The organism is Terrimonas pollutisoli, from assembly GCF_029360765.1.
Taxonomy (GTDB): domain Bacteria; phylum Bacteroidota; class Bacteroidia; order Chitinophagales; family Chitinophagaceae; genus Terrimonas_B; species Terrimonas_B pollutisoli.
In genome coordinates, this window is sequence record NZ_JARKNA010000004.1 from 277,697 (window position 1) to 304,038 (window position 26,342).

Annotated in this window: 22 protein-coding genes; 19 read left to right on the forward strand and 3 right to left on the reverse strand. The window is 42.1% G+C overall.

Annotated elements, in window-relative coordinates:
- The first annotated feature begins 14 nt into the window (after positions 1-14).
- From P2W73_RS09790 to P2W73_RS09860, 15 genes are all read left to right on the forward strand, one after another.
- Complete coding sequence (locus P2W73_RS09790; RefSeq protein WP_276501846.1) at positions 15-1,049, forward strand: pectinesterase family protein; 1,035 nt, start codon at positions 15-17, stop codon at positions 1,047-1,049.
- Positions 1,050-1,051: 2 nt separating this feature from the next.
- Positions 1,052-1,972, forward strand: coding sequence for an alpha/beta hydrolase (locus tag P2W73_RS09795; protein ID WP_276501847.1), 921 nt, complete (start codon positions 1,052-1,054; stop codon positions 1,970-1,972).
- Between the two features lie 13 nt (positions 1,973-1,985).
- The gene (locus P2W73_RS09800) at positions 1,986-3,638 is read left to right on the forward strand and encodes a glycoside hydrolase family 43 protein (protein WP_276501848.1); all 1,653 of its coding nucleotides are present in this window, start codon (positions 1,986-1,988) and stop codon (positions 3,636-3,638) included.
- 461 nt (positions 3,639-4,099) lie between these two features.
- Positions 4,100-5,494, forward strand: coding sequence for a Gfo/Idh/MocA family oxidoreductase (locus P2W73_RS09805; RefSeq protein WP_276501849.1), 1,395 nt, complete (start codon positions 4,100-4,102; stop codon positions 5,492-5,494).
- An 11-nt stretch (positions 5,495-5,505) separates the two neighbouring features.
- Positions 5,506-5,940, forward strand: a complete 435-nt coding sequence (locus tag P2W73_RS09810) for a nuclear transport factor 2 family protein (RefSeq protein WP_276501850.1) — start codon at positions 5,506-5,508, stop codon at positions 5,938-5,940.
- Between the two features lie 152 nt (positions 5,941-6,092).
- Entirely contained in the window at positions 6,093-7,733 is a 1,641-nt protein-coding gene (locus P2W73_RS09815; protein ID WP_276501851.1) for a glycoside hydrolase family 28 protein, read from the forward strand.
- The gene (locus P2W73_RS09820; protein WP_276501852.1) at positions 7,730-9,640 is read left to right on the forward strand and encodes a glycoside hydrolase family 88 protein; all 1,911 of its coding nucleotides are present in this window, start codon (positions 7,730-7,732) and stop codon (positions 9,638-9,640) included. The genes P2W73_RS09815 and P2W73_RS09820 overlap by 4 nt, the downstream gene beginning before the upstream one ends.
- A gap of 10 nt (positions 9,641-9,650) precedes the next feature.
- Positions 9,651-10,667, forward strand: a complete 1,017-nt coding sequence (locus P2W73_RS09825; RefSeq protein WP_276501853.1) for a pectinesterase family protein — start codon at positions 9,651-9,653, stop codon at positions 10,665-10,667.
- Positions 10,668-10,670: 3 nt separating this feature from the next.
- A complete protein-coding gene (locus tag P2W73_RS09830) occupies positions 10,671-12,206 on the forward strand; it encodes a tagaturonate reductase (RefSeq protein ID WP_276501854.1) in 1,536 nt (511 codons plus the stop codon).
- Positions 12,206-13,852, forward strand: a complete 1,647-nt coding sequence (locus tag P2W73_RS09835) for a UxaA family hydrolase (protein WP_276501855.1) — start codon at positions 12,206-12,208, stop codon at positions 13,850-13,852. Before P2W73_RS09830 ends, P2W73_RS09835 begins: the two co-directional genes overlap by 1 nt.
- A 22-nt stretch (positions 13,853-13,874) precedes the next feature.
- Positions 13,875-15,317: a glucuronate isomerase gene (gene uxaC, locus P2W73_RS09840; RefSeq protein ID WP_276501856.1), complete on the forward strand. Its 1,443-nt coding sequence runs from the start codon at positions 13,875-13,877 to the stop codon at positions 15,315-15,317.
- A 14-nt stretch (positions 15,318-15,331) separates the two neighbouring features.
- Positions 15,332-16,096, forward strand: coding sequence for a 2-dehydro-3-deoxy-D-gluconate 5-dehydrogenase KduD (gene kduD / locus P2W73_RS09845; RefSeq protein WP_276501857.1), 765 nt, complete (start codon positions 15,332-15,334; stop codon positions 16,094-16,096).
- A gap of 155 nt (positions 16,097-16,251) precedes the next feature.
- Positions 16,252-17,136 carry a 5-dehydro-4-deoxy-D-glucuronate isomerase gene (gene kduI / locus P2W73_RS09850; protein ID WP_276501858.1) on the forward strand — a complete coding sequence of 295 codons (885 nt, stop codon included), beginning with the start codon at positions 16,252-16,254 and terminating at the stop codon, positions 17,134-17,136.
- A gap of 77 nt (positions 17,137-17,213) precedes the next feature.
- The gene (locus P2W73_RS09855) at positions 17,214-18,209 is read left to right on the forward strand and encodes a sugar kinase (protein ID WP_276501983.1); all 996 of its coding nucleotides are present in this window, start codon (positions 17,214-17,216) and stop codon (positions 18,207-18,209) included.
- 91 nt (positions 18,210-18,300) lie between these two features.
- The gene (locus P2W73_RS09860; protein ID WP_276501859.1) at positions 18,301-19,734 is read left to right on the forward strand and encodes an MFS transporter; all 1,434 of its coding nucleotides are present in this window, start codon (positions 18,301-18,303) and stop codon (positions 19,732-19,734) included.
- 77 nt (positions 19,735-19,811) lie between these two features.
- On the opposite strand, the gene P2W73_RS09865 is transcribed toward P2W73_RS09860, so the two are convergent.
- A complete protein-coding gene (locus tag P2W73_RS09865; protein ID WP_276501860.1) occupies positions 19,812-20,738 on the reverse strand; it encodes a hypothetical protein in 927 nt (308 codons plus the stop codon).
- A gap of 65 nt (positions 20,739-20,803) precedes the next feature.
- On the opposite strand from P2W73_RS09865, the gene P2W73_RS09870 reads away from it, so the two are divergent.
- The 3 genes from P2W73_RS09870 (at position 20,804) to P2W73_RS09880 (ending at position 23,187) form a co-directional block, all read left to right on the forward strand.
- Positions 20,804-21,118, forward strand: coding sequence for a hypothetical protein (locus P2W73_RS09870; protein WP_276501861.1), 315 nt, complete (start codon positions 20,804-20,806; stop codon positions 21,116-21,118).
- Between the two features lie 82 nt (positions 21,119-21,200).
- Positions 21,201-21,677 (forward strand): FKBP-type peptidyl-prolyl cis-trans isomerase, encoded by a 477-nt coding sequence (locus P2W73_RS09875; protein WP_276501862.1) that lies wholly within the window; start codon positions 21,201-21,203, stop codon positions 21,675-21,677.
- Positions 21,678-21,759: 82 nt separating this feature from the next.
- Positions 21,760-23,187: an L-serine ammonia-lyase gene (locus P2W73_RS09880; RefSeq protein ID WP_276501863.1), complete on the forward strand. Its 1,428-nt coding sequence runs from the start codon at positions 21,760-21,762 to the stop codon at positions 23,185-23,187.
- A 34-nt stretch (positions 23,188-23,221) separates the two neighbouring features.
- Here P2W73_RS09880 and P2W73_RS09885 read toward each other — a convergent pair whose 3' ends face one another.
- Both P2W73_RS09885 and mqnE read right to left on the reverse strand, forming a co-directional pair.
- The gene (locus P2W73_RS09885; protein ID WP_276501864.1) at positions 23,222-23,650 is read right to left on the reverse strand and encodes a CBS domain-containing protein; all 429 of its coding nucleotides are present in this window, start codon (positions 23,648-23,650) and stop codon (positions 23,222-23,224) included.
- Between the two features lie 94 nt (positions 23,651-23,744).
- Positions 23,745-24,920: an aminofutalosine synthase MqnE gene (gene mqnE / locus P2W73_RS09890; protein ID WP_276501865.1), complete on the reverse strand. Its 1,176-nt coding sequence runs from the start codon at positions 24,918-24,920 to the stop codon at positions 23,745-23,747.
- 126 nt (positions 24,921-25,046) lie between these two features.
- Between mqnE and P2W73_RS09895 the strand changes: the two genes are divergently transcribed.
- Complete coding sequence (locus P2W73_RS09895) at positions 25,047-26,288, forward strand: nucleoside permease (RefSeq protein ID WP_276501866.1); 1,242 nt, start codon at positions 25,047-25,049, stop codon at positions 26,286-26,288.
- Positions 26,289-26,342: the final 54 nt, after the last annotated feature.

The following is a 26,342-nucleotide window of genomic DNA, read 5'->3' on the forward strand; positions in this document are numbered from 1 at the left end:
TAAAAAATAGATTTATGCTGTCAATAAAAAAATTATTTTTTGTTTTGATACTGACCTGTTTGATTGTAAACAGTGTTTTTGGCCAGGCCTCGAATCCGCAGCAATATAAATATGTATTTACCGTAGCAAAGGATGGGAGCGGTGATTATAAGTTCATACAGGATGCTATTGACGCCATGCGGGTTTTTCCATTGGAGCCGATCACACTTTATATAAAGAATGGAGTATATAATGAAAAAATTGAATTGCCGGCAAATAATACCGATGTCACGTTCATCGGCGAAAGCGTAGAAAAAACAATCATCACCTTTAATGATTATTCCGGAAGAGGAAAGCTCACCACCTTCACTTCCTACACGGCAAAAATTTCAGGCAATCGCTTCGTCGCTGAGAATATCACTTTTGTCAATTCAGCGGGAACGGTAGGACAGGCTGTGGCATTGTATGTAGATGCTGATAAGGCGGTATTCAAAAACTGCCGTTTTATTGGCAACCAGGATACGATTTATAATGGCGGGGAATTATCAAGACAATTTTTTATCAACTGCTTTATCGAAGGCACTACTGATTTTATTTTTGGTCCCGCTACAGCCGTATTTCAACATTGCACCATCCGGGCAAAATCCAATTCATATATTACGGCGGCCAATACTCCGGCGGGGAAGAAATTCGGCTTTGTTTTTTTGGATTGTAAAGTAATCACTGATTCTGCAGTCAATAAACTCTATCTCGGCCGTCCGTGGCGGGCCTGGTCCAAAACTGTTTTTATCCGTTGTGAATTTCCTAATGTCATTGCTGCAGAAGGATGGAATAACTGGGGTAATCCCGAAAATGAAAAAACAACTTTTTACGCGGAGTATAAAAATACCGGTGCTGGCGCAGGCATCAGCAAAAGAGTAAACTGGTCGAAGCAACTCAGCGATAAAGAAGCAAAAGATTATACATTGGAAAATATTTTTTCCGGATGTAATCCGGCAATGCTACAGGAGACAGATTGGTTTTCTAATATCAGGACAAAATCGTTTGAATGGCCCATAGATAAAAAATAGATATGAAAAAATCTTTAGTCGTAATTTTTATTGTCAGCTTTTTTGTTGATGCAAAAGCGCAAGAGTTCATCCCGCTATGGCCCGAAGGAAAGAAGCCAAACTTCAACGGCAAAAAGGTAACAGATAGTTTATATAATGAAAGAATATGGAGAGTGGGTACGCCGGGGATGTATGCATTCATTGTTCCCCAGTCGGAAAATAAAGGAACAGCAGTGCTGATTTGCCCGGGTGGAGGTTATGAAAGACTATCGCATTTATACAACGGATTCAATTTTGCCAAATGGTATAATTCAATTGGTATAAACGCCTTTGTTCTTATTTACCGTTTGCCTCACCAGCAGGATTTATTACAACGACAGCTTGCTCCCCTGCAGGATGCACAAAGAGCTATGAAGATTATCAGGGCCAACCATGCAAGGTGGAGTATCAAAACGGACAAAGTTGGGACGATGGGCATTTCGGCAGGCGGCCATGTAGCCAGTATGCTGGGTACAAATAGCAGAGATGCTTCCTCGATCAAAGATGCAGTGGATACTTTTAATTATCGTCCTGATTTCATGGTATTGCTTTCTCCGGTGCTTAGCATGGGTAAGTATGCTCACCCCGGAAGTAAAAGAAATTTTATAGGGCCCGACAGCACCAAGGAAATGATAGAGCGATATTCGAATGAATTGCATGTTTCAGGCTATACTCCACCCACTTTTATTGTTCATGCATTAAATGACAGTACGGTAAAAGTGCAAAACAGTCTGTTGTTTTATAATGCACTTATTGACAAAAAAATAAATGCAAGCATTCATATATTTCCGCAGGGAGGGCATGGAATACGGCTCGATGACAATCCCGGTTCCACTGATTCGTGGATGAACCTGCTGGAGCTATGGATGAAAGAAATGAGTTTTGTTATACCTAAACCTTTTTAATCAGTAATTCCGGATGAAAAAATTTGTTGCTTACACGATACTTTGTGGATTGATTTCTTTTAATGCATTTGCACAGAATAACATCTCTAGGGTATGGGTATCCGATAATGGGAACCGCTCCTACAAAAACCCTGTCATCAATGCTGACTATTCTGACCCTGACGCCATCAGGGTAGGAGATGATTATTATATGATTTCATCCAGCTTTAATCATATACCCGGTTTACCAATCCTTCATTCAAAAGACCTGGTAAACTGGACAATCATCGGGCATGCATTAAAAAGGCAGGCGCCATTCGATCATTTCACTAAAGTACAACATGGAAATGGTGTATGGGCTCCGGCCATCCGTTATCATAAAAATGAATTTTATATCTACTATCCAGATCCTGATTTTGGTATTTACCTGATTAAAGCAAAAAATATCAAAGGCCCCTGGTCTGATCCTGTATTGGTAGAAGGCGGAAAAGGATTAATTGATCCTTGCCCGTTGTGGGATGAGGATGGTAAGGTATACCTTGTTCATGCCTATGCAGGTAGTCGTGCAGGTATCAAAAGCATCATTGTGATCAAACAAATGAATACGGAAGGAACTAAAACAATTGATGATGGTGTAATGGTCTATGATGGTCACGACCTGGACCCGACACTCGAAGGACCTAAAGTATATAAGCGGAATGGCTGGTATTATTTGTTTGCACCTGCCGGCGGTGTAAGCACCGGATGGCAACTGGTATTGCGAAGCAAAAATATCTATGGACCTTATGAAAGAAAAGTGGTGATGGACCAGGGGTCAACAACTGTAAATGGCCCGCACCAGGGAGCATGGGTAGATACAAAAACCGGCGAACATTGGTTCCTGCATTTCCAGGATAAGGAAGCATACGGAAGAGTGGTGCATCTTCAGCCGATGAAATGGGTTAATGACTGGCCGGTGATTGGTGAGGATAAAGACGGTGATGGCAAGGGCCAACCGGTAATGATTTATAAAAAACCAAATGTTGGCAAAACATATCCTATAACTACTCCTGCGGATTCAGATGAATTCGATAAAAATAAATCCGATAGCTATCGGATCGGTTTGCAATGGCAGTGGCAGGCTAATGCAAAACCTTATTGGGCTTTTCCATCAAATGGACAACTGAGGTTGTTTTCTTATCCAATAGCCGATAGTGTGAGAAACTATTGGGAGGTGCCTAATTTATTGATGCAAAAATTTCCGGCCGATGAATTTAGTGTGACAACAAAAATTTCTTTTAAGCCAAGGCTGGATGGTGAGAAAGCCGGACTGATCATATTAGGAGCCGATTACGCCTATGTGGCTGTAGAAAAAAGGAAAGATGGTCATTACATTTCTTATAGCATCTGCAAGGAAGCGGATAAAGGAAAAAACGAGACAGTACAGGACGGTCAAAGGATAAGCAATACGGATATTTATTTTCGGGTGATTGTTGGCAAAGGAGGAATGTGTGAATTCAGTTATAGTGAAGACGGAAAAACATTTGAAGCAATAGGCGATAAGTTAACAGCAAAGTCCGGTCGCTGGGTAGGAGCTAAGGTTGGTTTGTTTTGTACAAGGACCGCGAAAACAAATGATTCAGGCTTTATGGATGTGGATTGGTTTAGGGTTGAAAACCCACGGCCCCCTCTAAATCTCCCCCAATAGGGGAGACTTGCAAAGCACAGCTCCTCGCTTTTCGAAGATGCTGAAAACTAATCGGCGGTTCTGAAAATGCTGAGCAGAGATATAAAGCCGATGTGGTAGTTATATCGTTTGGATTTGCCATGCAGCACCGTCCTTCTCCCTTGGAGAAGGATAAGAGGATGAGGTAGAGAAAGCCACCAACGCACAGCCCTGCTTAACGAAAACTCTGCTATTAATCGGAGCTTTCGAAAATGTTGAGTAGGGATATAAAGTTGATGTGGTAGATATGATGATGTGTAAAGAGATGCAGCACCGCCTCCTCTCTTTGGGAGAGGCAACTGAGCAAAGCGAAAGTTGGGAGCAAAGCTCGGGGAGGTGAGGCCGAGTAGCGAACAGAACGCTGAAGAGTGCGACGCAACGAAGTTGATAGTAGCACTTCAGCCTGCTTCAAAAAAAAATATTTATTAAAAACGATAATTGCCATGGAACGCCGCACATTTATGAAATTTACCGCTGCCGCTGGTGCAGCATTGATGTTAAATCCTTTCGAATCCTTCGCTATTCCATCCGGGAAAAAAATAAAACTTGCTTTAGTAGGCACAGGTGCCCGCGGATCGAGTCTGTGGGGACGGAGCATAGTTAAAACTTTTGGTGATATAACCGAGTTTGTCGGTTTATCGGATATTAATCCGGGGAGACTGGAGTATGTGAAAAAAATGATGGAGGTAAGCTGTCCGACCTTCAGCAATTTTGAGCAGATGCTGAGGGAAACAAAACCCGATTATGTAATTGTAACCACTGTCGACGCTACCCACGATGAGTTTATTGTAAAAGCACTGGACATGGGTGTGAATGTGATCACTGAAAAGCCAATGACCACAGATGAAGTAAAATGTAAAAGGGTTTTGGATGCCGAAAAAAGATCCGGCAAAAAAGTGATCGTTGCATTTAACTACCGGCACAGTGTTCATAATATGCAGCTAAAAGAATTGTTAGCAGCTGAACGAGTAGGTAAAATCACTTCGGTTGATTTCAACTGGTATCTTAATGTGCATCATGGTTCGGATTATTTCAGGAGGTGGCATGGGCGTATGGCAAAAAGTGGTTCACTCTGGGTGCATAAAGCCACCCATCATTTTGACCTGTTGAATTGGTGGCTGAATTCGGAACCGGTAGAAGTTACCGCCTATGGTACATTGGATCATTACGGAAAAAACAATCCTTTCCAGGGAAAAAAATGCCGCGGTTGTGAATACAAGGATAAATGCAAATTTTATTGGGATATCACGAAGGATAAAGGGCAGATGGATTTATATGTAAACAATGAGCACCATGATGGCTATATAAAAGATGGCTGTGTTTGGAGTGCTGAAATAGATATATACGATAAGATGTCTGCGCAGATCGTTTATGCCAATGGTGTAGTCGCCAATTATTCCCTCACTACTTATTCGCCCTATGAAGGATGGCAGATCGCCTTTAATGGATTGAAAGGAAGAATAGAAACCTGGGAAGATATTCCTTACCTGCAAAAAACGCCGGAGGACCAGGCCAAACGACATGCCATCGAAATGTCAAATGCAGACGATGCTGTTGCAGGAGAAGTGCGGGAAATACTAGCAATGGATAACTTTGGAAAAGGCTTTGAAGTGTATACCACTCCTAAAATAAGGGGAGGACATGGCGGTGGTGATATCCGGATGCAGCGGAGAATGTTTGTAGATACCAATGATAATCCACATCATGTGATGGCGGGAACAAGGGAAGGTGCTATGTCCATTTTGATTGGAATTGCGGCAAGAAAAAGTATTCAAGAGAAACGGCCAGTGAAGATTTCCGAATTAACGGACTTAGTTCCAATGGCCAACAGGTTCTAAAAAATGATAACATGATAAAACAATTAATTGTAACATTTTTATTACTCACCACAATGATCAGCGTCAATGCACAAAGTAAGGAGGAGACAGCGGTCGGCAACGCCGTTGAACAATTACGCAAGGCGATGATTGACGGCAACAAAGCGGAATTGGAAGCCATTGCTTCAGATAAATTGAGTTATGGGCATAGTAGTGGCTATGTAGAAGGGAAGACAGAATTTGTTGACAAAATCGCCACAGGCAAATCCGATTTTGTAACAATCGAATTAAAAGATCAAACCATTAGCGTCAATGGCAAAGTGGCCGTGGTACGACATAAATTGAATGCAACAACAAATGATAACGGGAAGCCCGGTGAAGTTCACCTGGCTATTTTATTAGTTTTTCAAAAGGAAAACAAGCAATGGAAATTGCTGGCCAGGCAAGCCGTTAAGGTAGCTCAATAAGGTTTTTTCAATTAACGGGATAAAGCGTGTCCGATGGTATCGTTACCGGTAACGTTTGCGTAAATAAAAGGTTATAACTGGCTTGCTATGAATGACTTTCAGAGTAATCTTGTGTTGCAAACCTGACGTTTGTACAACGATTAATTGACATAATGAAAAAGCTATTCTTCTTTCTTATTGCGGTAGTATTGGTTAGTGTTGTCTCAGCACAATTCGGGATGAAGTTACCTGTGGTGGTTGCTCCCAAATTCAAAAAAGATACGCTTTCAATTATTAAACTGGGTGCGGTACCGGATGGCAACACATTAAATACAAAAAGTATAAACAACGCCATTGATGCGATCAGTAAAAAAGGTGGCGGCGTTGTGCTTGTTCCTGCCGGGCTATGGCTTACAGGACCCGTAGTATTGAAGAACAATGTCAATCTTCACCTGGCGAATGGAGCTACCCTGTTGTTTACAAAAGATAAAAATGAATATCCATTAGTGGAGGCTAATTGGGAAGGCCTGCCACAAATGAGAAATCAATCACCTATTTCGGCTACCGGTGCAACTAATATTGCAATAACAGGAAAAGGAATTATCGATGGAAACGGCGATGCCTGGCGGGCAGTAAAAAAAGATAAGCTGACCGAGAGCCAATGGAAAAAATTGGTTACTGCAGGCGGTGTATTGAGTGAAGATCAAAAAACATGGTATCCTTCCGAAGGATTTATGAAAGGATCAAAGATGCCGGCCAATCCTGGTATAATCGGGAAGGATGCGGCTTTCTATGAGAGCATCAAAGATTTTCTTCGGCCCAACTTGCTTTTACTTACTAACTGTAAATATATTTTGCTGGAAGGTGTCACTTTTCAAAACTCGCCGGCCTGGTGCCTGCATCCGTTGATGAGTGAACACCTGACGGTAAGAAACGTTTTTGTCAAAAATCCCTGGTATGCACAAAACGGCGATGGTATTGATGTAGAGAGCTGCAAAAACGTACTGATTGAAAATTCTGTGTTTGATGTGGGTGACGATGCACTGTGTATGAAAAGTGGTCGTGACGAAGAAGGAAGAAAAAGAGCTATGCCTACAGAGAATGTAATTATCCGGGGTTGTACTGTGTATTCTTCGCATGGTGGTTTTGTGATCGGTAGTGAAATGAGTGGCGGCGCAAGAAATATTTATGTCAGCAATTGCACATTTGTTGGAGCAGATATTGGCTTACGGTTTAAAACAACGAGAGGCCGTGGTGGCATTGTGGAGAATATTTTCATTAAAGACATTTATATGAAAGATATTCCTGCCGAGGCCATTCTTTTTGATATGTACTATATGGCTAAAGACCCGGTCGTGCTGGCTGGCGAAAAAAGAGAATTGCCAAAAGCAGAATTCAAATCCGTTGATGAAACAACACCACAGTTTCGCAACTTTCATATCAGCAACGTGTATTGCAACGGCGCAGAAAAGGCCATTTTTGTTCGTGGCCTTCCTGAAATGCATGTGAAAAATATTGTGCTGGAAAATATGATGCTGCAGGCCAAAAAAGGTATTGATGTGCAGGAGGCGACCGGCATTACCTTTAAAAATATCAAGGTAATAAGCAATGAAACGAACCCAGTAGTTGATATAGTACAAAGCGATAAATTGACTTTTGATAATATCACCTATAAAGACAATTCAGAATTGTTGTTCCGGGTTAGTGGCGACAGGAGTAATGATATCAATATTAAAAAAACCGATGCTACCAGGGCGAAAGAGAAGATCGTGTATGAATTAGGAGCAACAGAAAAAAGCATAACCGTAAAATGAAGAAGATTTCCTATATAGCAGTTTTTGTTTTATTTGTTTGCCTGGCAACAGGTGTGGCCGCTCAACAAAAAGCTTTGTCTGAACAGGTGGCTGAAACCGTAATGAACAGGTGGAAGGATTCTTTTGCATTGGGAAGCCAGGCAAAATGGTCCTATGATATGGGTGTCATCTTAAAAGGTTTCGAAGGTATTTGGAGAAACACCGGTGATGTAAAATATTATAACTATATCCAGAAGCAAATGGATTATTTCGTTCAGGATGACGGTTCCATCAAAACATACCGGCCCGATGAATATAATATTGATCATATCAACAACGGAAAGCTGGTCTTACTACTTTATAGGGTGACACAAAAAGAAAAATACCTGAAAGCAGCAAAGTTATTGAGGACACAATTGCTTACACATCCACGTACCAAAGAAGGTGGTTTCTGGCATAAGAAAATTTATCCTTATCAGATGTGGCTGGATGGGTTATATATGGGCTCACCTTTTTATGCGGAGTATGCCAATTTGATGAACGAGGATACAGCGTTCAATGATGTGGCCAATCAATTTATCTGGATGGAAAAACATGCAAGAGATGCAAAGACAGGCTTGCTCTACCATGCATGGGACGAAAGCCGTGAGCAACAGTGGGCCAATAAACAGACCGGTACTTCTCCTTTGTTTTGGGCAAGAGCAATGGGCTGGTATGCTACAGCCTTGGTGGATGCCTTAGATTGGTTTCCTGAAAATCATCCGAAACGAAAAGATCTTATCGCTATACTGAACCGGCTGGTGAATGCGGTTGAAAAAGTACAGGACCCCAAAACCGGTCTCTGGCTGGATATTTTGAATTATAATGGCCCGGGTAAAGAGAAGAATTATTTTGAAGCATCGGCCAGCAGCCAGTTTGTCTATGCAGTGGCAAAGGGTGTGAGGAAAGGATATTTGCCATCAACAAAAATTTCCATTGCCAAAAAGGGATATGATGGGATCGTCAAACAATTTATTAAGGTTGAAGATGGTCAAACCCATTTGCATGGCACCGTGAAAGTAAGCGGCCTGGGTGGCAATCCTTATCGTGATGGTAGCTTTGCTTATTATATGAGTGAAGATGTTATTGTCAATGATCCAAAAGGGATCGGCGCTTTCTTACTGGCGGGTAATGAAATGGAAATGTTGCTAACACAATCGACAGGGAAAGGCAAAACGGTTTTGCTCGACCGGTATTTCAACAGTGAAAAAAGAAAAGGACCTGGCGGAAATATTGGTTACTGGCATTATACATGGGAAGAATATTCACATCCCGGCTTTGCGGGGTTGGGACTTATTTTTAACAAGTATGGCGCTAAGCTGGCTTCTTTAGATGTAGCGCCAACTGCTGATAATTTAAAGAAAGCATCGGTTTACATCATAGTAGATCCTGACCACCTGAAAGATAATCCTAAACCAAATTATGTTTCATCAAAAGATGTAAAAGCGATTAGCGATTGGGTGAAGGCTGGAGGGGTATTGCTCCTGATGGCAAACGACAGTGCTAATTGTGACCTCCGGCATTTTAATAAACTGAGTGAGACCTTTGGTATACACTTTACGGATTTAAGCAGAAATATGGTTAAAAATGATGCTTACGAAACAGGTGTTGTAATACCCAATGATAAACAGGTCTTCAGCGAACCATATAAAATGTATTTGAAGGAGATAAGTGTGTTGATGGTTAAGTCTCCTGCTAAGGCAGTGGTAAAAAAAGACAACGAAGTAATTATTGCGGTAGCAAAGTATGGAAAGGGTAGTGTATTGGCAGTGGGCGATCCGTGGTTGTATAATGAATACCTCGACGGTAGAAAACTGCCTACTGAGTACCCTAACTTTAAAGCGGCGACTGATTTGGTGAAATGGTTGCTCGGTCAAAGGAAAAAGTGAGAAGTGAAAAGTGAAAAAAAGTAAAACATATAGTTTATTGATACCGGTGTTAATGTTTTTTTTCTGCGGGATTGCTCAGAAAAAAATTGTTGTTGATGCCAAAGGCAAGGGTGATTTCAAAACCATACAGGGAGCTATCAACTCCATTGCCGGCTCGTCGCCTGAACCCCGGACGATATTTATAAAAAACGGGATCTATAACGAAAAGCTTTATATCGAAAAAAGCAATATCATTTTTGAAGGCGAAGACAGGAACAAAACGATAATCACTGCGTCTATTGCAAGAGATGAATGGCGTTGCGGCCATGCGGATGATTGGGGTGTAGCCACAATGAATGTAGGCGCTGATGATATTACACTGAAAAACCTGACCATCACCAACAGTTTTGGTTTTGATTTTAAAGATGAGAAAATAATTCACTGCACTTCCGATACCATCACCCGTCAAAAAAAGTTGGTAAAGAATAGCCACCAAATGGCATTAAGAACAATGAATGCAACCAGAATGAAAGCCATCAATTGTCATTTCAAAGCATTTGGCGGAGATACAGTGAGCCCCTGGAATGTGGATGACGGCATGTGGTATTTCAAGGATTGCGTGATGGAAGGCGGTGTTGATTTTTATTGCCCGCGGGGATGGGCCTGGGCCGAAAATTGTGAATTCATTACACACACGGGCACAGCGGCTATCTGGCATGATGGTTCCAAAGCAGAAGATTCCAAAACGGTACTGGTCAACTGTACATTCAAAGGGTATGATGGTTTTTTATTGGGCCGTTACCATCGCGATGCACAATTCTACCTCATCAATTGTGAGTTTGCCAGGAATATGAGGGATTCTGCCATTTATCGTGTACAAACTGCCAATATCATTCAATGGGGCGAAAGAATATATTATTATAATTGCCGTCGTGAAGGAGGGAATGATTTTAAATGGTATGCAAATAATCTTCCTGCTTCGGTAGATGCAGGCGACATAAATGTAAAATGGGTTTTTAAAAACAGGTGGAATCCTGAGGAGAATTGATATATGCAACTGTCTAAAAAGAATTTGAAAGCGATTGACCCGAAAAATGCTGTGGTCATTCCGGATGAAAGTTTATTTGCATTGCCGGAAAAGGTATTGCAGTTTGGCACGGGGGTGTTGCTTCGCGGCTTGCCTGATTATTTTATTGATAAGGCTAACCGCCAAAATATTTTCAATGGAAGAGTTGTGGTCATAAAGTCAACAGCCAGTGGGGGCGCCGATGCCTTTGACCAGCAGGATGGGTTATATACGCTTTGTGTAAGAGGAATAGAAGATGGTAATACCATTGAAGAAAACATTATTCATTCCGCCATCAGCAGGGTGCTGTCGGCTGCTACGCAATGGGAAGAAATTTTAAAGTGTGCCGCTAATCCAGATATGCAGGTGATCATTTCCAATACAACCGAAGTGGGTATTGTGCTGGATGCTGACGACGACCTGCAGGCATCACCACCACGATCATTTCCTGCCAAACTATTAGCATTTTTATATAAACGCTACAGGGTTTTCAACGGAGATCCTTCTAAGGGAATGGTGATTATCCCTACTGAACTGATCATCGATAACGGGGCGAAACTGGAAGCGATTATTGAAGAACTGGCTCACCAAAATAATTTGGAATATGCGTTTATGGATTGGTTGGAAAATGCCAATTATTTCTGCAATTCGTTGGTAGATCGTATTGTGCCGGGTAAGTTGCCGGCCGCTATGCAATCAAAGATGGATACAGAAACAGGCTATACAGATGATCTCATGATCATGAGTGAAGTATATCGTCTGTGGGCTATTGAATCAGATAAAAAAGAGGTGAAGGATATATTGTCATTCAGCAAAGCAGACAAAGGTGTAATCATTACCGGTGACATTGAGTTTTTCCGTGAATTAAAACTTCGCTTATTGAACGGGTCGCATACATTTAGTTGCGGTTTAGCACACCTGGCCGGGTTTCAAACAGTGAAGCAGGCAATGGACGATGAAAATTTTTCTGCCTATATCAGTCATCTCATGATGCAGGAAATAGCGCCTTCTATCACCAGTGCTAACCTCAGTATTGAAGCTGCAAAAGACTTTGCGGCAAAAGTGTTGGATCGTTTTCGCAATCCCCATATTGATCACCAATGGTTGAGTATTACCATGCAGTATTCATCAAAGATGAAATTGCGGAATATCCCGGTGATTAAAAAATACCTGGATCGGTTTGGCGCAGTACCAGAGTATATGGCGACTGGCATGGCTGGTCACCTGTTTTTTATGAAGGCAGAACTGGCTGATGATGGAAAGTATTATGGAGAACTGAACGGCAAACGGTATCATATCAACGATGATAATGCAGCATGGTTTGCTAAAAAATGGCAAACTGCAACCAGTGCTCACCAATTAGTAGTAGATATTTTATCAGATGAGGCATTTTGGGAAACTAACCTGGGCAGCCATGCTGATTTTACTGCAGCGGTTTCCGGTAAATTGCAGGAGTTAATTGACAACGGCGCGGTTGCTGTATTACAACAAATTTCACAACCGGCAAAAGCGATAAATTGATGAAACAGAACGTATTGAAAATTCATCCGAAGGATAATGTGCTGGTGGCTCTCAAAAACTTATCAAAAGGCGAGTCGGTACAGTACGAAAGCGAAAACTTTGTTTTGGCAGATGAGATAGCGGCGAAACATAAGTTTTTTGTGAACGATATGAAAGCCGGCGATGAAGTGATCATGTACGGCGTACTGGTAGGTAAGGCGCAGCAGGCTATTCCTGCTGGTGGGCTCATGACAACACAAAATGTTAAGCATGCTGCCGAACCATTTACCTACAGACCCTATCACTATAAATGGCAGGCCCCGGATGTTAGCAAATTCAGGAACCGCACTTTTAATGGTTATCATCGCAGCGACGGGAGAGTGGGCACGGCTAATTATTGGCTATTTATTCCAACTGTTTTTTGTGAGAACAGGAACCTCGACGTCATCCGTGAAGCATTGCACAACGAACTGGGTTATGCAGTTACCGATAAATACAAACAGAAAACACATCAGCTTATAGAGGTTTATAAAAAAGGAGAAGATATTTCAAACGTTGATCTTTCTCCCCGCTCCTTTGGAGAGGGGCCGGGGGTGAGGTTGTTTAAAAATGTGGATGGAATTAAATTTTTAAATCACCAGGGCGGGTGTGGAGGTACCCGGCAGGATGCCGCTGTTTTAAGTAAGCTATTAGCAGCCTACGCTGATCATCCCAATGTAGCAGGTGTTACTGTGTTAAGCCTCGGTTGTCAAAATCTCCAGGTAAAGGATTTTCAAAGCGATTTAAAGGAGCGTAATCCAAATTTTGACAAACCGCTATACATTTTTGAACAACAGCAATCGCAAAGCGAAGAGCAACTCATAACGGAGGCGATACGCAAAACGTTTTTAGGTTTGATTGAAGCAAACAAGCTCGAAAGAAAACCAGCTTCCCTGGATAAAATGGTGGTAGGCGTTAAATGTGGTGGTAGCGATGGTTTCAGCGGCATATCTGCTAATCCCGCCGTTGGGTATTTTTCTGATATGATGGTAGCCCTGGGCGGTAAAATATTGCTGGCAGAGTTTCCGGAACTATGCGGTGCCGAACAAAACTTAATCGATCGTACAAAGGATGAAGCAGCGGCAAAAAAGTTTATTCAGTTGATGACCGCTTATAGTGATGCTGCTACGAAAGTCGGATCGGGATTTCACATGAACCCGTCGCCCGGCAATATAAAAGATGGATTGATAACTGATGCTATCAAAAGTGCAGGTGCTGCCCGCAAGGGAGGTACTTCGCCGGTTGAAGATGTATTGGATTACACAGAGCCGGCTGTAAAGCCCGGCTTAAATCTTGTTTGCACACCCGGCAACGATGTAGAAGCTACAACTGGTAAAGCTGCCAGTGGTGCTACGCTTATTTTGTTTACTACGGGACTCGGAACACCTACAGGCAATCCCGTTTGCCCAACAATCAAAGTTGCTACCAATTCTTCTCTTGCCAAAAGAATGAGTGATATCATTGACATTGACTGCGGTCCGATTGTGGAAGGGGATAAGACCATTAAACAAATGGGAGAGGAAATAATGGAATATTGCATTAAAGCTGCCAGTGGTGAAGTGATACCCAAAGCCGTATCGCTGAACCAGGACGATTTTATTCCCTGGAAACGCGGTGTTTCTTTATAATTACAGATTTTAAAAAGATGGTATGAAAAAATTTTTAGACGAAAATTTTTTATTGCAAAATAAAACGGCCCAACAGCTGTATCATGCTTTTGCGAAGCAAATGCCGGTGATCGATTATCATAATCATTTGCCACCGGAGCAGATCGCTAATGATATCAATTTTGAAAACCTGACACAGGCCTGGTTGTATGGCGATCATTATAAGTGGAGAGCGATGCGCATCAATGGTGTCAATGAGGACTATTGCACCGGCAAAGCAAGTGACTGGGAAAAATTTCAACAATGGTCAGCAACAGTTCCTAACACTTTAAGAAACCCTTTGTATCACTGGACACACCTGGAACTACAGCGCTATTTTGATGTTCATGATATTTTGAACCCCGGCAGCGCCAGTAAAATATATGAAACATGCACTGCTAAATTGCAGTCGGCGGAGTATAGTGTAAAAGGATTGTTGCAAAAAATGAACGTGGAGATTCTGTGTACTACCGATGACCCTATTGACTCCCTTGAATATCATCAAAAGATCAGGGACGATGAGTTTTCCATAAAAGTGTTGCCCGCCTTCCGGCCAGATAAGGCAATGAATGTGGACGATGCTGTGTCCTTTAATCAATATCTCGGTAAGCTGGAGTCTGCTTCGAATGTTTCGATCAACAGCTTTGATGATTACCTGGATGCTTTAAAAAAGCGTCATGATTTTTTTGCTGCTATGGGCACCTCAGTATCCGATCATGGTCTTGAAAATATCTATGCCGAAGATTATACCGAGGCGGCTATTAAATCAATTTTTGACAAGATCCGCTCCGGCAAAAATCTTTCAACAGAGGAAAACCTCCGGTTTAAAAGTGCCATGCTGGTAATTTTTGCTGAATGGGATTGGGAAAAAGGTTGGGTGCAGCAATATCATCTGGGTGCATTAAGAAATAATAACAGTCGCAGGTTATCACAACTTGGACCCGATACCGGTTGGGATAGCATCGGCGATTTCTCGCAGGCGAGATCCCTGGCCAAATTTTTAAACCGCTTAGATGCTGACAACAAGCTGGCTAAAACCATTATCTATAATCTTAACCCCGCAGATAACGAAGTGATGGCTACCATGATCGGTAATTTTAATGATGGATCGGTTGCAGGTAAAGTGCAATGGGGCTCAGCGTGGTGGTTTTTGGATCAGAAAGATGGAATGATCAAACAAATCAACGCATTGTCTAATATGGGATTGCTTAGCCGGTTTATCGGCATGCTTACCGATAGCCGTAGTTTTCTTTCATTCCCAAGACACGAGTATTTTAGAAGAATTCTTTGCAATTTGTTTGGCGAAGAAATTGAAAATGGAGAATTGCCCAACGATATTCAATGGACAGGAAAGATAATACAGGATATTTGTTACAATAATGTCCGCGACTATTTTAAATTTGAGTCTTTAACTCTGCCAAAGGCAGAAAAACAAACAACATTTTAAAATAGTCATACTTAATGCAAACATTGGAATTATTTAGTCTCGCAGGCAAAACTGCGGTTGTAACAGGATGTGATACCGGCATCGGACAAGGAATGGCGATAGCGCTGGCAGAAGCAGGAGCTGATATTATCGGCACTTCACGGGTTGGTGATTATACAGCTACACAAAAGGCTGTGGAAGGAGCCGGCAGAAAATTTACGTATTATAAACTTGACATCGCAGAAAGAGATCACTTATATGCGTTCGTTAACAAGGTGAAGGATGAACACAGCAGAATTGACATATTGGTCAGTAATGCGGGCACTATTATGCGGAAGCCGGCTGCAGAGCATCCTGATGAGTATTGGGACAAAGTGATTGCCATCAACCTGGATGCCCAGTTTATTTTAGGCCGTGAATTTGGAAAACATATGATAGAAAAGGGAGGAGGTAAAATTATTTATACCTGCTCTTTATTGAGTTTCCAGGGTGGCATTAATGTGCCGGGTTATACAGCATCCAAATCAGCAGTAGCAGGTTTGGTAAGAGCATTTGGAAACGAATGGGGTAGCAAAGGTGTTTGTGTGAATGGAATTGCACCGGGCTATGTCGAAACAAATAATACCCAGGCTTTGCGTGAAGATCCTGATAGAAATCAATCAATTTTAGCCCGTATACCTGTTGGACGTTGGGGAGTTCCGGATGATTTTAAAGGGCCTGTAGTTTTCCTTGCATCAGATGCTTCCAGTTATGTCAACGGCACCGTGTTGTTTGTAGATGGTGGATGGATGGCCCGCTAGCCTTGTCCATTCAATGATTTTATTGTCAAATGCAGGCAGGTTTTCTGGCATTGTAAAATAATGTTTAGCGTTTTTATTTAGCATAGGTTAGCGATTATAATACAGGTAATCATTATTTTCGATGATTAATGTATAAAGTAAATTATTGAACAAAAATGAAGCTTCATTATCTAGATAACATTCAATTTTCACCGGTTGAAAATGGGGGCATGGGTATTCGTTTTGCTATTAGTCAAAACGAGACGAAAGATTTTGACACGGACCAGCTCCGGGAAAATTTTTTGGTATCGCCGCTCATGCAGGATGATACAATTCAATTGACCTATACGCATTATGACAGGGTGATTATCGGTGGTGCAAAACCGGTAAACAAATCAATACAGCTTCCTAATCACCCGGAGTTAAGAGCTGATTATTTTTTAGAAAGAAGAGAATTAGGGATCATCAATGTTGGGGGAAAGGGTAAGGTTGTGCTCGATGGACAATCTTTCGACTTGAATAAACTGGACTGTGTATATGCTGGAAAGGGCACTAAAGAAGTGAGTTTTTCCAGCGATCAATCTGCTGAACCGGCTATATTTTATCTGTTATCGGCGCCGGCTCATGCCACTTATCCCAATACAAAATTTACAAAGGAGCAGGCTGCACCCGTTAACTTAGGCGCGGCTGAAACATCTAATAAAAGAACGGTTTATAAATACATTCACCTCGATGGCATCCGAAGCTGTCAACTGGTGATGGGACTGACAGTTTTGGAAGCTGGTAGTGTTTGGAATTCTGTTCCTCCGCATACGCATACCCGTAGAATGGAAGTTTATTTTTATTTTGATTTGGGAGAACAACATCGCATATTCCATTTTATGGGTGAACCACAGCAAACAAGGCATATCGCTATGGCCAACCATGAAGCGGTTATTTCGCCACCCTGGAGCACCCATTTTGGTTGTGGTACCAGCAACTATGGTTTTATCTGGGGAATGGCCGGTGAAAATTTGGTATATACCGATATGGATCCTGCACCCGTGCATGAATTAAAATAATTTTTTAGGGAAGAAACATAATGGCAGAAGCAATTTTTAATAATGAATCTTCGAAAGCCTCCCCTTTGGGGGGAGGTTTGGAGGGGGCCGTTTTTTGTTTTGGTGAAATATTATTGCGGATGAGTCCTGTGCTAAACAGGAAATGGATCAGTGAAGCATCAATGCCGGTGTATGTTGGCGGGGCTGAGTTGAATGTAGCTACGGCTTTGGCCAAATGGGAGCTGCCCGTTATATATGGTACCGCCATGCCGGATAATTATTTCAGTAAAGAGATAACAACTGAGCTGGAGGCCAGGAATATTGATATATCTGCTATTCATTTTTCGGGCGACAGGATTGGATTATATTATCTGCCGCAGGGCGCTGATCTGAAAAATGCAGGAGTGATTTATGACAGGGCTCATTCATCTTTCGCATCATTACAGCCCGGTATGATCAATTGGGACGAAGTGTTGAAGGATTGTAATTGGTTTCATTTTAGTGCCATTAGCCCTGCATTGAATGAAAACGCCGCACTGGTTTGTAGGGAAGCATTGAAAGCCGCATCGTCCAGGGGAATAAAAATTTCTGTTGATTTGAATTACCGCGCCAAGCTTTGGCAATACGGTAAGCAGCCGGAAGATGTGATGCCGGAATTGGTACAATACTGTGACGTGATCATGGGAAACCTCTGGGCCGTTGAAAGCCTGTTAGGGATTTCATCACCCATAAAAAGTAGTGAGGGAAAAAGAAGCGAAGAACTTATAGAAGCAACCGGCAACAGCATGCTTCAATTACATAAGCATTATCAAAAGGCATCAAGCTTTGCTTACACATTCCGCTTACAAAATGATTATTTTGCTGTGTTGCAACAGGGAACTGAGAAGGCCGTATCAAAAACGTTTGTGATCGATAAAGCAGTTGACAGAGTTGGTAGTGGAGATTGTTTTATGGCAGGTTTGATTTACGGGCTTTATCATCAGCATCAGCCGAACGCAATCATCAACTTTGCAGCGGCGGCGGCTGTCGGTAAGTTGTACGAGACTGGTGACGCCACCCGGCAAACAGTACAGCAGGTAAAAGCGAGAATATAAAATGAAACGAACAGTGCTTAGCTTAGTTATATAAAAATTATTCTTTCATCGCTTTTAAAGTATTCGCACTAGCGGATTGGAGAAAAACACCATGGAGAATGCCATAGGAAAATACACAAAAACTGAACTGTCCGGGGATGGGGGAGAGATAAAGAGTGCGCAGAATTCCGTCGGAAAATACAGGTGGACGATTTGTGCTCTTTTATTTTTTGCAACAACTGTCAATTATCTTGACCGGCAGGTGTTGAGTTTGCTGCAGCCGTATTTGTCCAGCCCTGAAATGTTTAATTGGACCAATACAGATTATGCAAATATTACTGCCGTTTTCCAGTTTGGCTATGCTCTTTCCATGTTGTTTGCAGGTAGAATCATTGATAAGTTGGGAACCAAAAATGGTTATGCGTGGGCTATTGTTATTTGGTCCTTGGCTGCCATCATTCATGCCGCCGCTATTCCCATTGGTGAGGCCATGTCGGTGGTTTTGGGATGGTTTGGAATTGTAGGATTTTCGATATCTGTGATGGGCTTCATGTTTTCAAGAGCCATACTCGCATTTGGTGAGGCAGGAAATTTTCCCGCCGCTATCAAAGCAACTGCAGAATACTTTCCCAAAAGAGAAAGGTCGTTAGCTACCGGCATCTTTAACTCCGGTGCGAATGTTGGCGCAATACTGGCGCCGCTTACAGTGCCTTGGATACGTTTGAACTGGGGTTGGGACTGGGCTTTTATCATCATGGGGATTATCGGATTTGTGTGGCTGCTGTTTTGGTGGATATATTATGAAAAACCCCAGCGGCAAAAAAGAATGTCGGCAGCCGAGCTGACGTATATCAGTTCCGGCGAAGAGGAGAAGGCGCCTGAGATAGCAGAAGAAGAGAAAAAAGTATCCTGGGTAAAATTGTTGCAATACAAACAAACCTGGGCTTTTGCTTTTGGAAAGTTTATGACTGACGGAGTTTGGTGGTTCTTTCTATTTTGGTTACCTGCTTATTTGAAAGCACAGTATAATATTGTTGACAAAGCAATAATGCTGCCTTTGGCGATTCTTTATACAATAGCTATGGTGGGGAGTATTATGGGGGGATGGTTCCCGATGTATTTTATCCGGAAAGGCTATAGGGTATATGATGGAAGAATGAAGGCGATGCTGATGATCGCATTTATTCCCCTGGTAGTTTTATTAGCCCAGCCGTTAGGGTATATCAGCTATTGGATACCGGTTTTATTGATAGGTATCGGTGCTTCAGCACACCAGGCATGGAGTGCAAACATTTTTACAACGGTATCAGATATGTTTCCCAAAAAGGCTGTTGGATCGGTAGTAGGAATTGGTGGTATGGCAGGTGGTATCGGCGGTGTGGTAATGTCAAAACTGGGTGGTGCATTGTTTGATCATTACAAAGCATTAGGACATATTGAGACAGGCTATACTATTATGTTCACTATTTGCGCTGTTGCTTATCTGGTAGCCTGGTTGGTTATGAAGTCGCTTGTGCCAAAATACAAACCTATTACTGACCTGTAAAGTCTAAATTCATCAATAGAAAAAAAGAGAAGCCATGAGCTTCTCTTTTTTATTTTCTTGTACGCCTTTTTTTGAAATCAGTTGGAGTACTCGATATATACTTTTCGTCCGGTCATGGCGGTTAATGAATCCAGTGTTCTGGTCGTATCAGATATAGCAGGCAATAACATGAATAATGTATACTGAACGGAATCTTTTGTTTCCATCTGTACTTTCCAGCGAATATCAATAAGTTGATTATAACGTTTTAATGCTCTTTTTTTCCTGGCCACTTCTAAAACGTATTTATAATTTTCCGGGGTTAAAACCTGAGTTGTTGCCGGAGCCATGTCGGCGGCGGGTATGATAACGCTAGTGTCTGGTGTGTTAGCTACTGGCTGAACAGTTTGTTCATTGGCAGTCGTGGTAATTTCTGTTTGCTTGTTCTTCTTTGAAATGATATATCCGCCCCATACAGTCAACCCGATTCCCAAAATCAGGGCTGCGGCAACAACGGGGCGCTGCCATCCAACTTTTGTTTTGGAACCACTTAAAAACGTGTCATATTTTGAACTTGATTCTTCGAGGGAAACTGGCTGTGTGTCTTCGGTCGTGTTTAATTCTTTTATTTTATCCGTTGCTACGGCTATGGACGTAAACTCGTATTCCCCCGTTTTCAATTTTGTAAGAATACCGATACCTTCAAACAGGTAGGGTTTGCCCATATTCAGGAACTGCAGCGCCAACTGCAGGTGTGATTCAAGGTCAGACGAAGCCAATGATTTCATCTTGCCAGTCTTTTCAGCAATGAATTCTATAAGGCCGCCAGACTCCTTTGCAGCCGGTTTGCTGACAAAACTTACTCCTTCAAGAATTGTTTGGCGTTGTTTACTGTTTTGGACAGAAGAAATCGCAGAATTGTCTAATACGAAAGTGCCGATACCGGGAAGATCTAATTGTTTAAAGTTATAAAGGTACTGGGCCAGTAAGGATGGTATTTTCACGACAGTTGGAATTGTAGACACAATATAAATAATTTGATTGGCCGATGCAAGTGTCTGATGCTGATATGTTTTAATTTTGCGCAATTATGCTTACCGAAGACGAGGAAAAGTTTGTTGTGTACTGGGAAAACAACAGGTTTCGCCGCAAAAAACTACTTAAACAACTAGCCATTGGCCTTCCCATATCTGTAGCCATCGTAATTGCCATTTTCATCAATTTTTTTTCCGGCTGGTATAAGAGAGCCGATATGATGATACGCTCCCAAACCTCACTCATATTGGTATTGGTCATTGCAGCCTTGCTGATCGTTGTTTTTGTTGCTGTTTTCTCGGCGAAACATCAATGGGATTTAAATGAGCAGCGCTATAAAGAGTTTTTGGCGAAAAAAGAAAGGCCCTGATTTTTTCAGGTTTGCAGCGTTTCCGCGGTATGTTGGTCTTTATATACAAACTCCTACATTTGCCGCTAATTGAAATTGATGTATGAAAAAAGCATTATTCTTTATTTTAATCTTTACCCTTTTTCTCCAATCTTGCAAAAAGAACGAATCAAACTGTGATTATGATCCTTGTGCCAACAAAGCCCCTGCTTCAGAGATAGCCAACTTGCAGGCATATATAAGTGCTAATTCAATTACAGCAACCCAACATTGCAGCGGCGTTTTTTACAATATTGAAGCAACAGGTACCGGTAAGTCGCCAGACCCATGTTCCAATATTTCTTTTAAGTATAAAGGGTATTTAACTAATGGAACTGTATTTGATCAACAAACCACTGCTGTTGATTATAGTCTTGGGAGATTAGTACCCGCCTGGAGAAATGTATTACCATTGATAAAAGCGGGAGGAAGAATGGTGATATATGTTCCACCAAGCCTGGGATATGGCAGTCAGGATTATGGTTCTATTCCTGGCAATTCGATTTTGATTTTTGAAGTTGACCTGGTTGCTGTTCAATAATAGTGTTACTACTTGCTTACCAGCCTTGAACTGCTATCAGTTCGAGGCTTTTTAATTGTAATTTTGATAAAATCATATTTACTTGTCATACGAACCAATATCAGTCTTCGATATTTTTAAAATAGGAGTTGGACCTTCCAGTTCACATACTCTCGGTCCCTGGAGATCCGCTCAACGTTTCCTGGAAACACTTAGGTCACGAAATATTCTTTTTGCCGTAACAGAAATAAAAGTGTTGCTCTATGGCTCATTGGCAAAAACCGGCCATGGTCATGGGACAGATATTGCCGTTCAGTTGGGACTTAGTGGTGATGATCCGGTGACATTTGACGTCAATAACATTCAATCGAAGATGGACGATATTGCTGCCATGAAAGAAATAGTGCTGGCAGGTAAACACGAAGTGAAGTTTGACCCCAGAGAAGACATTGAATTCCTGTTTACCGAATCATTGCCTTATCACCCAAACGCATTAACTTTTTTGGTGAAGTTGAAAAACGGAGATTCAATAGCTGAAACGTTTTATTCCATCGGTGGTGGTTTTGTAATAAAAGAAGGGGAGGACTTTGTTTCCACTGCCGATTTGCAATTACCGTTTCCAATAAACACGGCGAGTGATCTTCTTCATTGGTGCAGAAAAACGGGGCTTGCTATCCATGAAATAGTGATGGAAAATGAAAATGCGTGGAGGCCTGAACATGAAACGAACGAAGGCGTTTTGAAAATCTGGCAGGTGATGAAAGAGTGCATGTACAGGGGGTGTCATACAGATGGCGTATTGCCGGGCGGATTGTCGGTGAGAAGACGAGCTGCTTCGCTCAATAAAAAATTATTGCCAGGAGCGGTCTATGAAGATTTTGATTCGTGGATGACTGCGATACGACAAGGAGGCAATGGCTTTAAATATACGCTGGATTGGGTCAGTTGTTTTGCATTAGCAGTAAACGAAGAAAATGCATCATTTGGAAGAGTGGTAACAGCGCCTACAAATGGAGCCGCAGGAGTGATTCCGGCAGTGTTGCAATACTATGTGGCTTTCTGTGATGGCAACAGAGACGAGTCGATCATTCGTTTCCTGCTGACGGCTGCGGAGATTGGTAGTATTTTCAAAAAAGGTGCGACCATTTCAGCTGCCATGGGCGGCTGCCAGGCAGAGATCGGCGTTTCATCTGCGATGGCTGCTGCTGCATTAACGGAAGCAATGGGCGGAAGCCAGCGGCAGGCTATGATGGCAGCGGAAATTGCTATGGAGCATCACCTGGGGATGACCTGCGATCCTATTGCGGGACTGGTGCAGGTACCCTGCATAGAAAGAAATACGATGGGAGCTATCAAAGCTATCACGGCTTCACAATTAGCTTTGCAAAGCACCCCGGACTATGCGAAGGTTTCATTGGACGCTGTAATAAAAACAATGTGGGACACAGCGCTGGACATGAATAGTAAATACAAAGAAACAGCCGATGGCGGCCTTGCCGTTAATATTCCTATCAGCTTAAGTGAATGCTAGCTATAAAAAAAGTATACTGAGCGAAGTAGAAGAATCAACTCCTGATATAATTCTCTAATTGATTGATTGTTTCTTTTTGTGCAAGAATAGTTTCCTTTACTACATCACTCATCGAGATAATACCACTGAGCCGGTCCTTTTCAAATACAGGCAGGTATCGAATGTTTTGCTGTGTCATCAGCGACATGCAATGCTCCACGCTGTCTGATGGTTTGATGGAAGGAAAATCCCTGGACATAATTTCTGAAACTATCGTATCGTCGGAATGTTTTCCTTTTAGTATCACTTTGCGGGAATAATCTCTTTCTGTTACAATACCTAAAAAATGATCGTTTTCCATCACCACTACAGAACCTATATTTTTTTCGGCCATCAATTTCAAAGCATCCAATACCGTCGTTTCCGGTAAAACGTTAATGGCTGTATTTCCTTTCCGGGCAAGAATGTCAGATACCTTATTCATATGCGTGTTTTTGTATGGGGAATTTACGGAAAGATCGAAGCAACCCCAAAAAAAATTAACTACCGGAAGGGGATGTAGATGTTGATGACTGGCATCAATTCAAAAGCGGGTTCTGTTCCGGTTCTTTTGCTTCGATAGCGCTATAATCCCTGATAACATGATACAATGTGTCTCTTTCCACCGGTTTTCTTTTTGCCTGTTTAATAAGAGTAACAAGCTGAGCTGTGCTCATGGAAGGGTTTTGCTCCTCAGAACCGGCCATGGAGTAGATTTTAGTGGTGTCATCAATGGTACCATCGATATCATTTACGCCAAATGACAAGGTCAGTTGCGCATTTTGCCGGCCGAGCATAGGCCAGTAAGCTTTCAGGTGAGGGAAATTATCAAGATATATTCTTGCTATGGCATACATCTTCATGTCTTCTACGATGGTACTCTCCGGAACGGAGCTCATATCATTATTCTTATTCCTGAATTTGAGCGGTATGAAGGTATTAAAGCCACCTGTTCTATCCTGCAAATCTCTTAATCGGCGCATATGATCAATACGATGAGAATAATTTTCAATGTGGCCATAGAGCATGGTGGCGTTGGAGTGCATGCCTAACTTATGCGCCGCTTCATGAATTGCCAGCCAGCCGTGCGCATCCACTTTATCAGCACAAATTTGTTCTCTTATTTCAGGGCTGAAAATTTCGGCTCCGCCACCCGGCAATGAATCCAGGCCGGCCTCATGCAATTGTTTCATGCCTTCTTCCACACTAAGCTTTGCCTTGCGAAACATATAATCCAACTCGACAGGAGTGAAACCTTTGATGTGAAGCTCCGGACGGTGTGCTTTTATTTTTGTAAGCAGATCGGCAAAAAAAGACATTGTCAGCTTTGGATGAACGCCGCCGACGATATGCACTTCGGTGACAGGTTTGCCATCGTAACTTTTTACAATATCCAGCATTTGATCAGTTGTGAGCTCCCAGCCTTCTTCACGATGCGCATAGAGACGGCTATAAGAACAAAAATTGCAACTGAAAACACAAATATTGGTCGGTTCAATATGGAAGTTGCGGTTGAAGTAGGTGGTGTCGCCGTGTAATCGTTCCCGGATGGAATTTGCCAATGATCCCAAAAACGGGAGGCTGCCCTTCTCAAAGAGTAACACCCCTTCTTCGTCGGTGATTCTTTCTTTATTTCTTACTTTCTCTGCAATCGCCGCCAGTTCAGAATCGATAGCGGCCGTTTCCATAATTTCTTTCGCCAAAACTCCGGGCATCGTATTAATTTATTTATTGGTAAAACAAAATTACGGTCCTAAGGTTTGTTGTCCGATAAAATTTGGCAACATTAAAAAATCCTTATCTTACCTCCTAATACTTATTATTTTACAAAACATCACTGCATGAATGTCAAGTCCCGCCTGATTATAATGAATTTCCTGGAGTTCTTTGTTTGGGGATCGTGGTTGATATCGTTGGGAGCTTATTTGTTTAATACATTGAAATTTGAAGGCTGGCAGGTAGGAGATATTTATGGTACCATGGGGGTTGCTTCCTTGTTCATGCCGGCTTTGCTGGGTATAGTTGCTGACCGTTGGGTCAATGCAGAAAGAGTGCTTGGGCTTTGTCATATCATTGGCGCCTGTCTTTTATTATATGCCTCTACGGTTACAGAGTACAATACACTTTACCTGGTCATGCTTTTCAATTCTATGTGTTTTATGCCGACAATAGCGTTGAACAATACTGTATCTTATATTATTCTGGAGGAAAGAGGGTATAATATTGTGAAAGACTTTCCGCCGATCAGGGTATGGGGAACGGTTGGTTTTATTGTCGCTATGTGGATGGTGGACCTTGCGGGCTGGACCAAGAGTCCGCTTCAATTATACATCAGTGCCGGAGCGGGAATTTTATTAGGCATATATGCGTTTACTATGCCGAAGTGCCCACCCGCCAAAACAGGTCAGAAGAAAAGCCTTGCATCCTCATTGGGACTGGATGCCTTTGTGCTTTTCAAAAGAAAGAAAATGATCATCTTCTTTTTGTTTGCGATGTTCCTGGGAGCGGCATTACAAATTACCAATGCTTACGGCGGTGCTTTTTTGGATGATTTTAAATTAACCTACCCGGATTCGTTTGGCGTAAAGCATCCTAATGTATTGCTTTCAATATCTCAAATTTCCGAGACCTTGTTTATCCTGACGATTCCATTTTTTCTTCAAAAGTTTGGAATCAAAAAGGTAATGCTGTTGAGCATCTTTGCCTGGATATTCCGGTTTGGATTGTTTGGTATTGGTGATCCTGGGTCAGGATTATTCCTGCTCATTTTATCGATGATCGTATACGGCATGGCCTTCGACTTTTTTAATATTTCGGGATCTCTTTTTGTTGAAAAAGAAGCGGACATCAAGATCAGGGCCAGTGCACAGGGATTATTTATGTTGATGACAAACGGAGTGGGAGCCTGGTTGGGCACAAAGATCAGCGGTCGGGTGGTAGATTATTTTACATCGGATGGCGTTAAAGATTGGCAAAGCATCTGGTTTAGCTTTGCTGGTTATGCATTAGTGTTAGGTATTGTTTTTCCGCTTGTGTTTCGGTACAAGCATGATCCGAAAGAGATGCAGAGCATTCATCATTGATCCTTTTCACTACTATTTGTTATTGCTACTTTTTTACCTATTTATCAGCTTTTA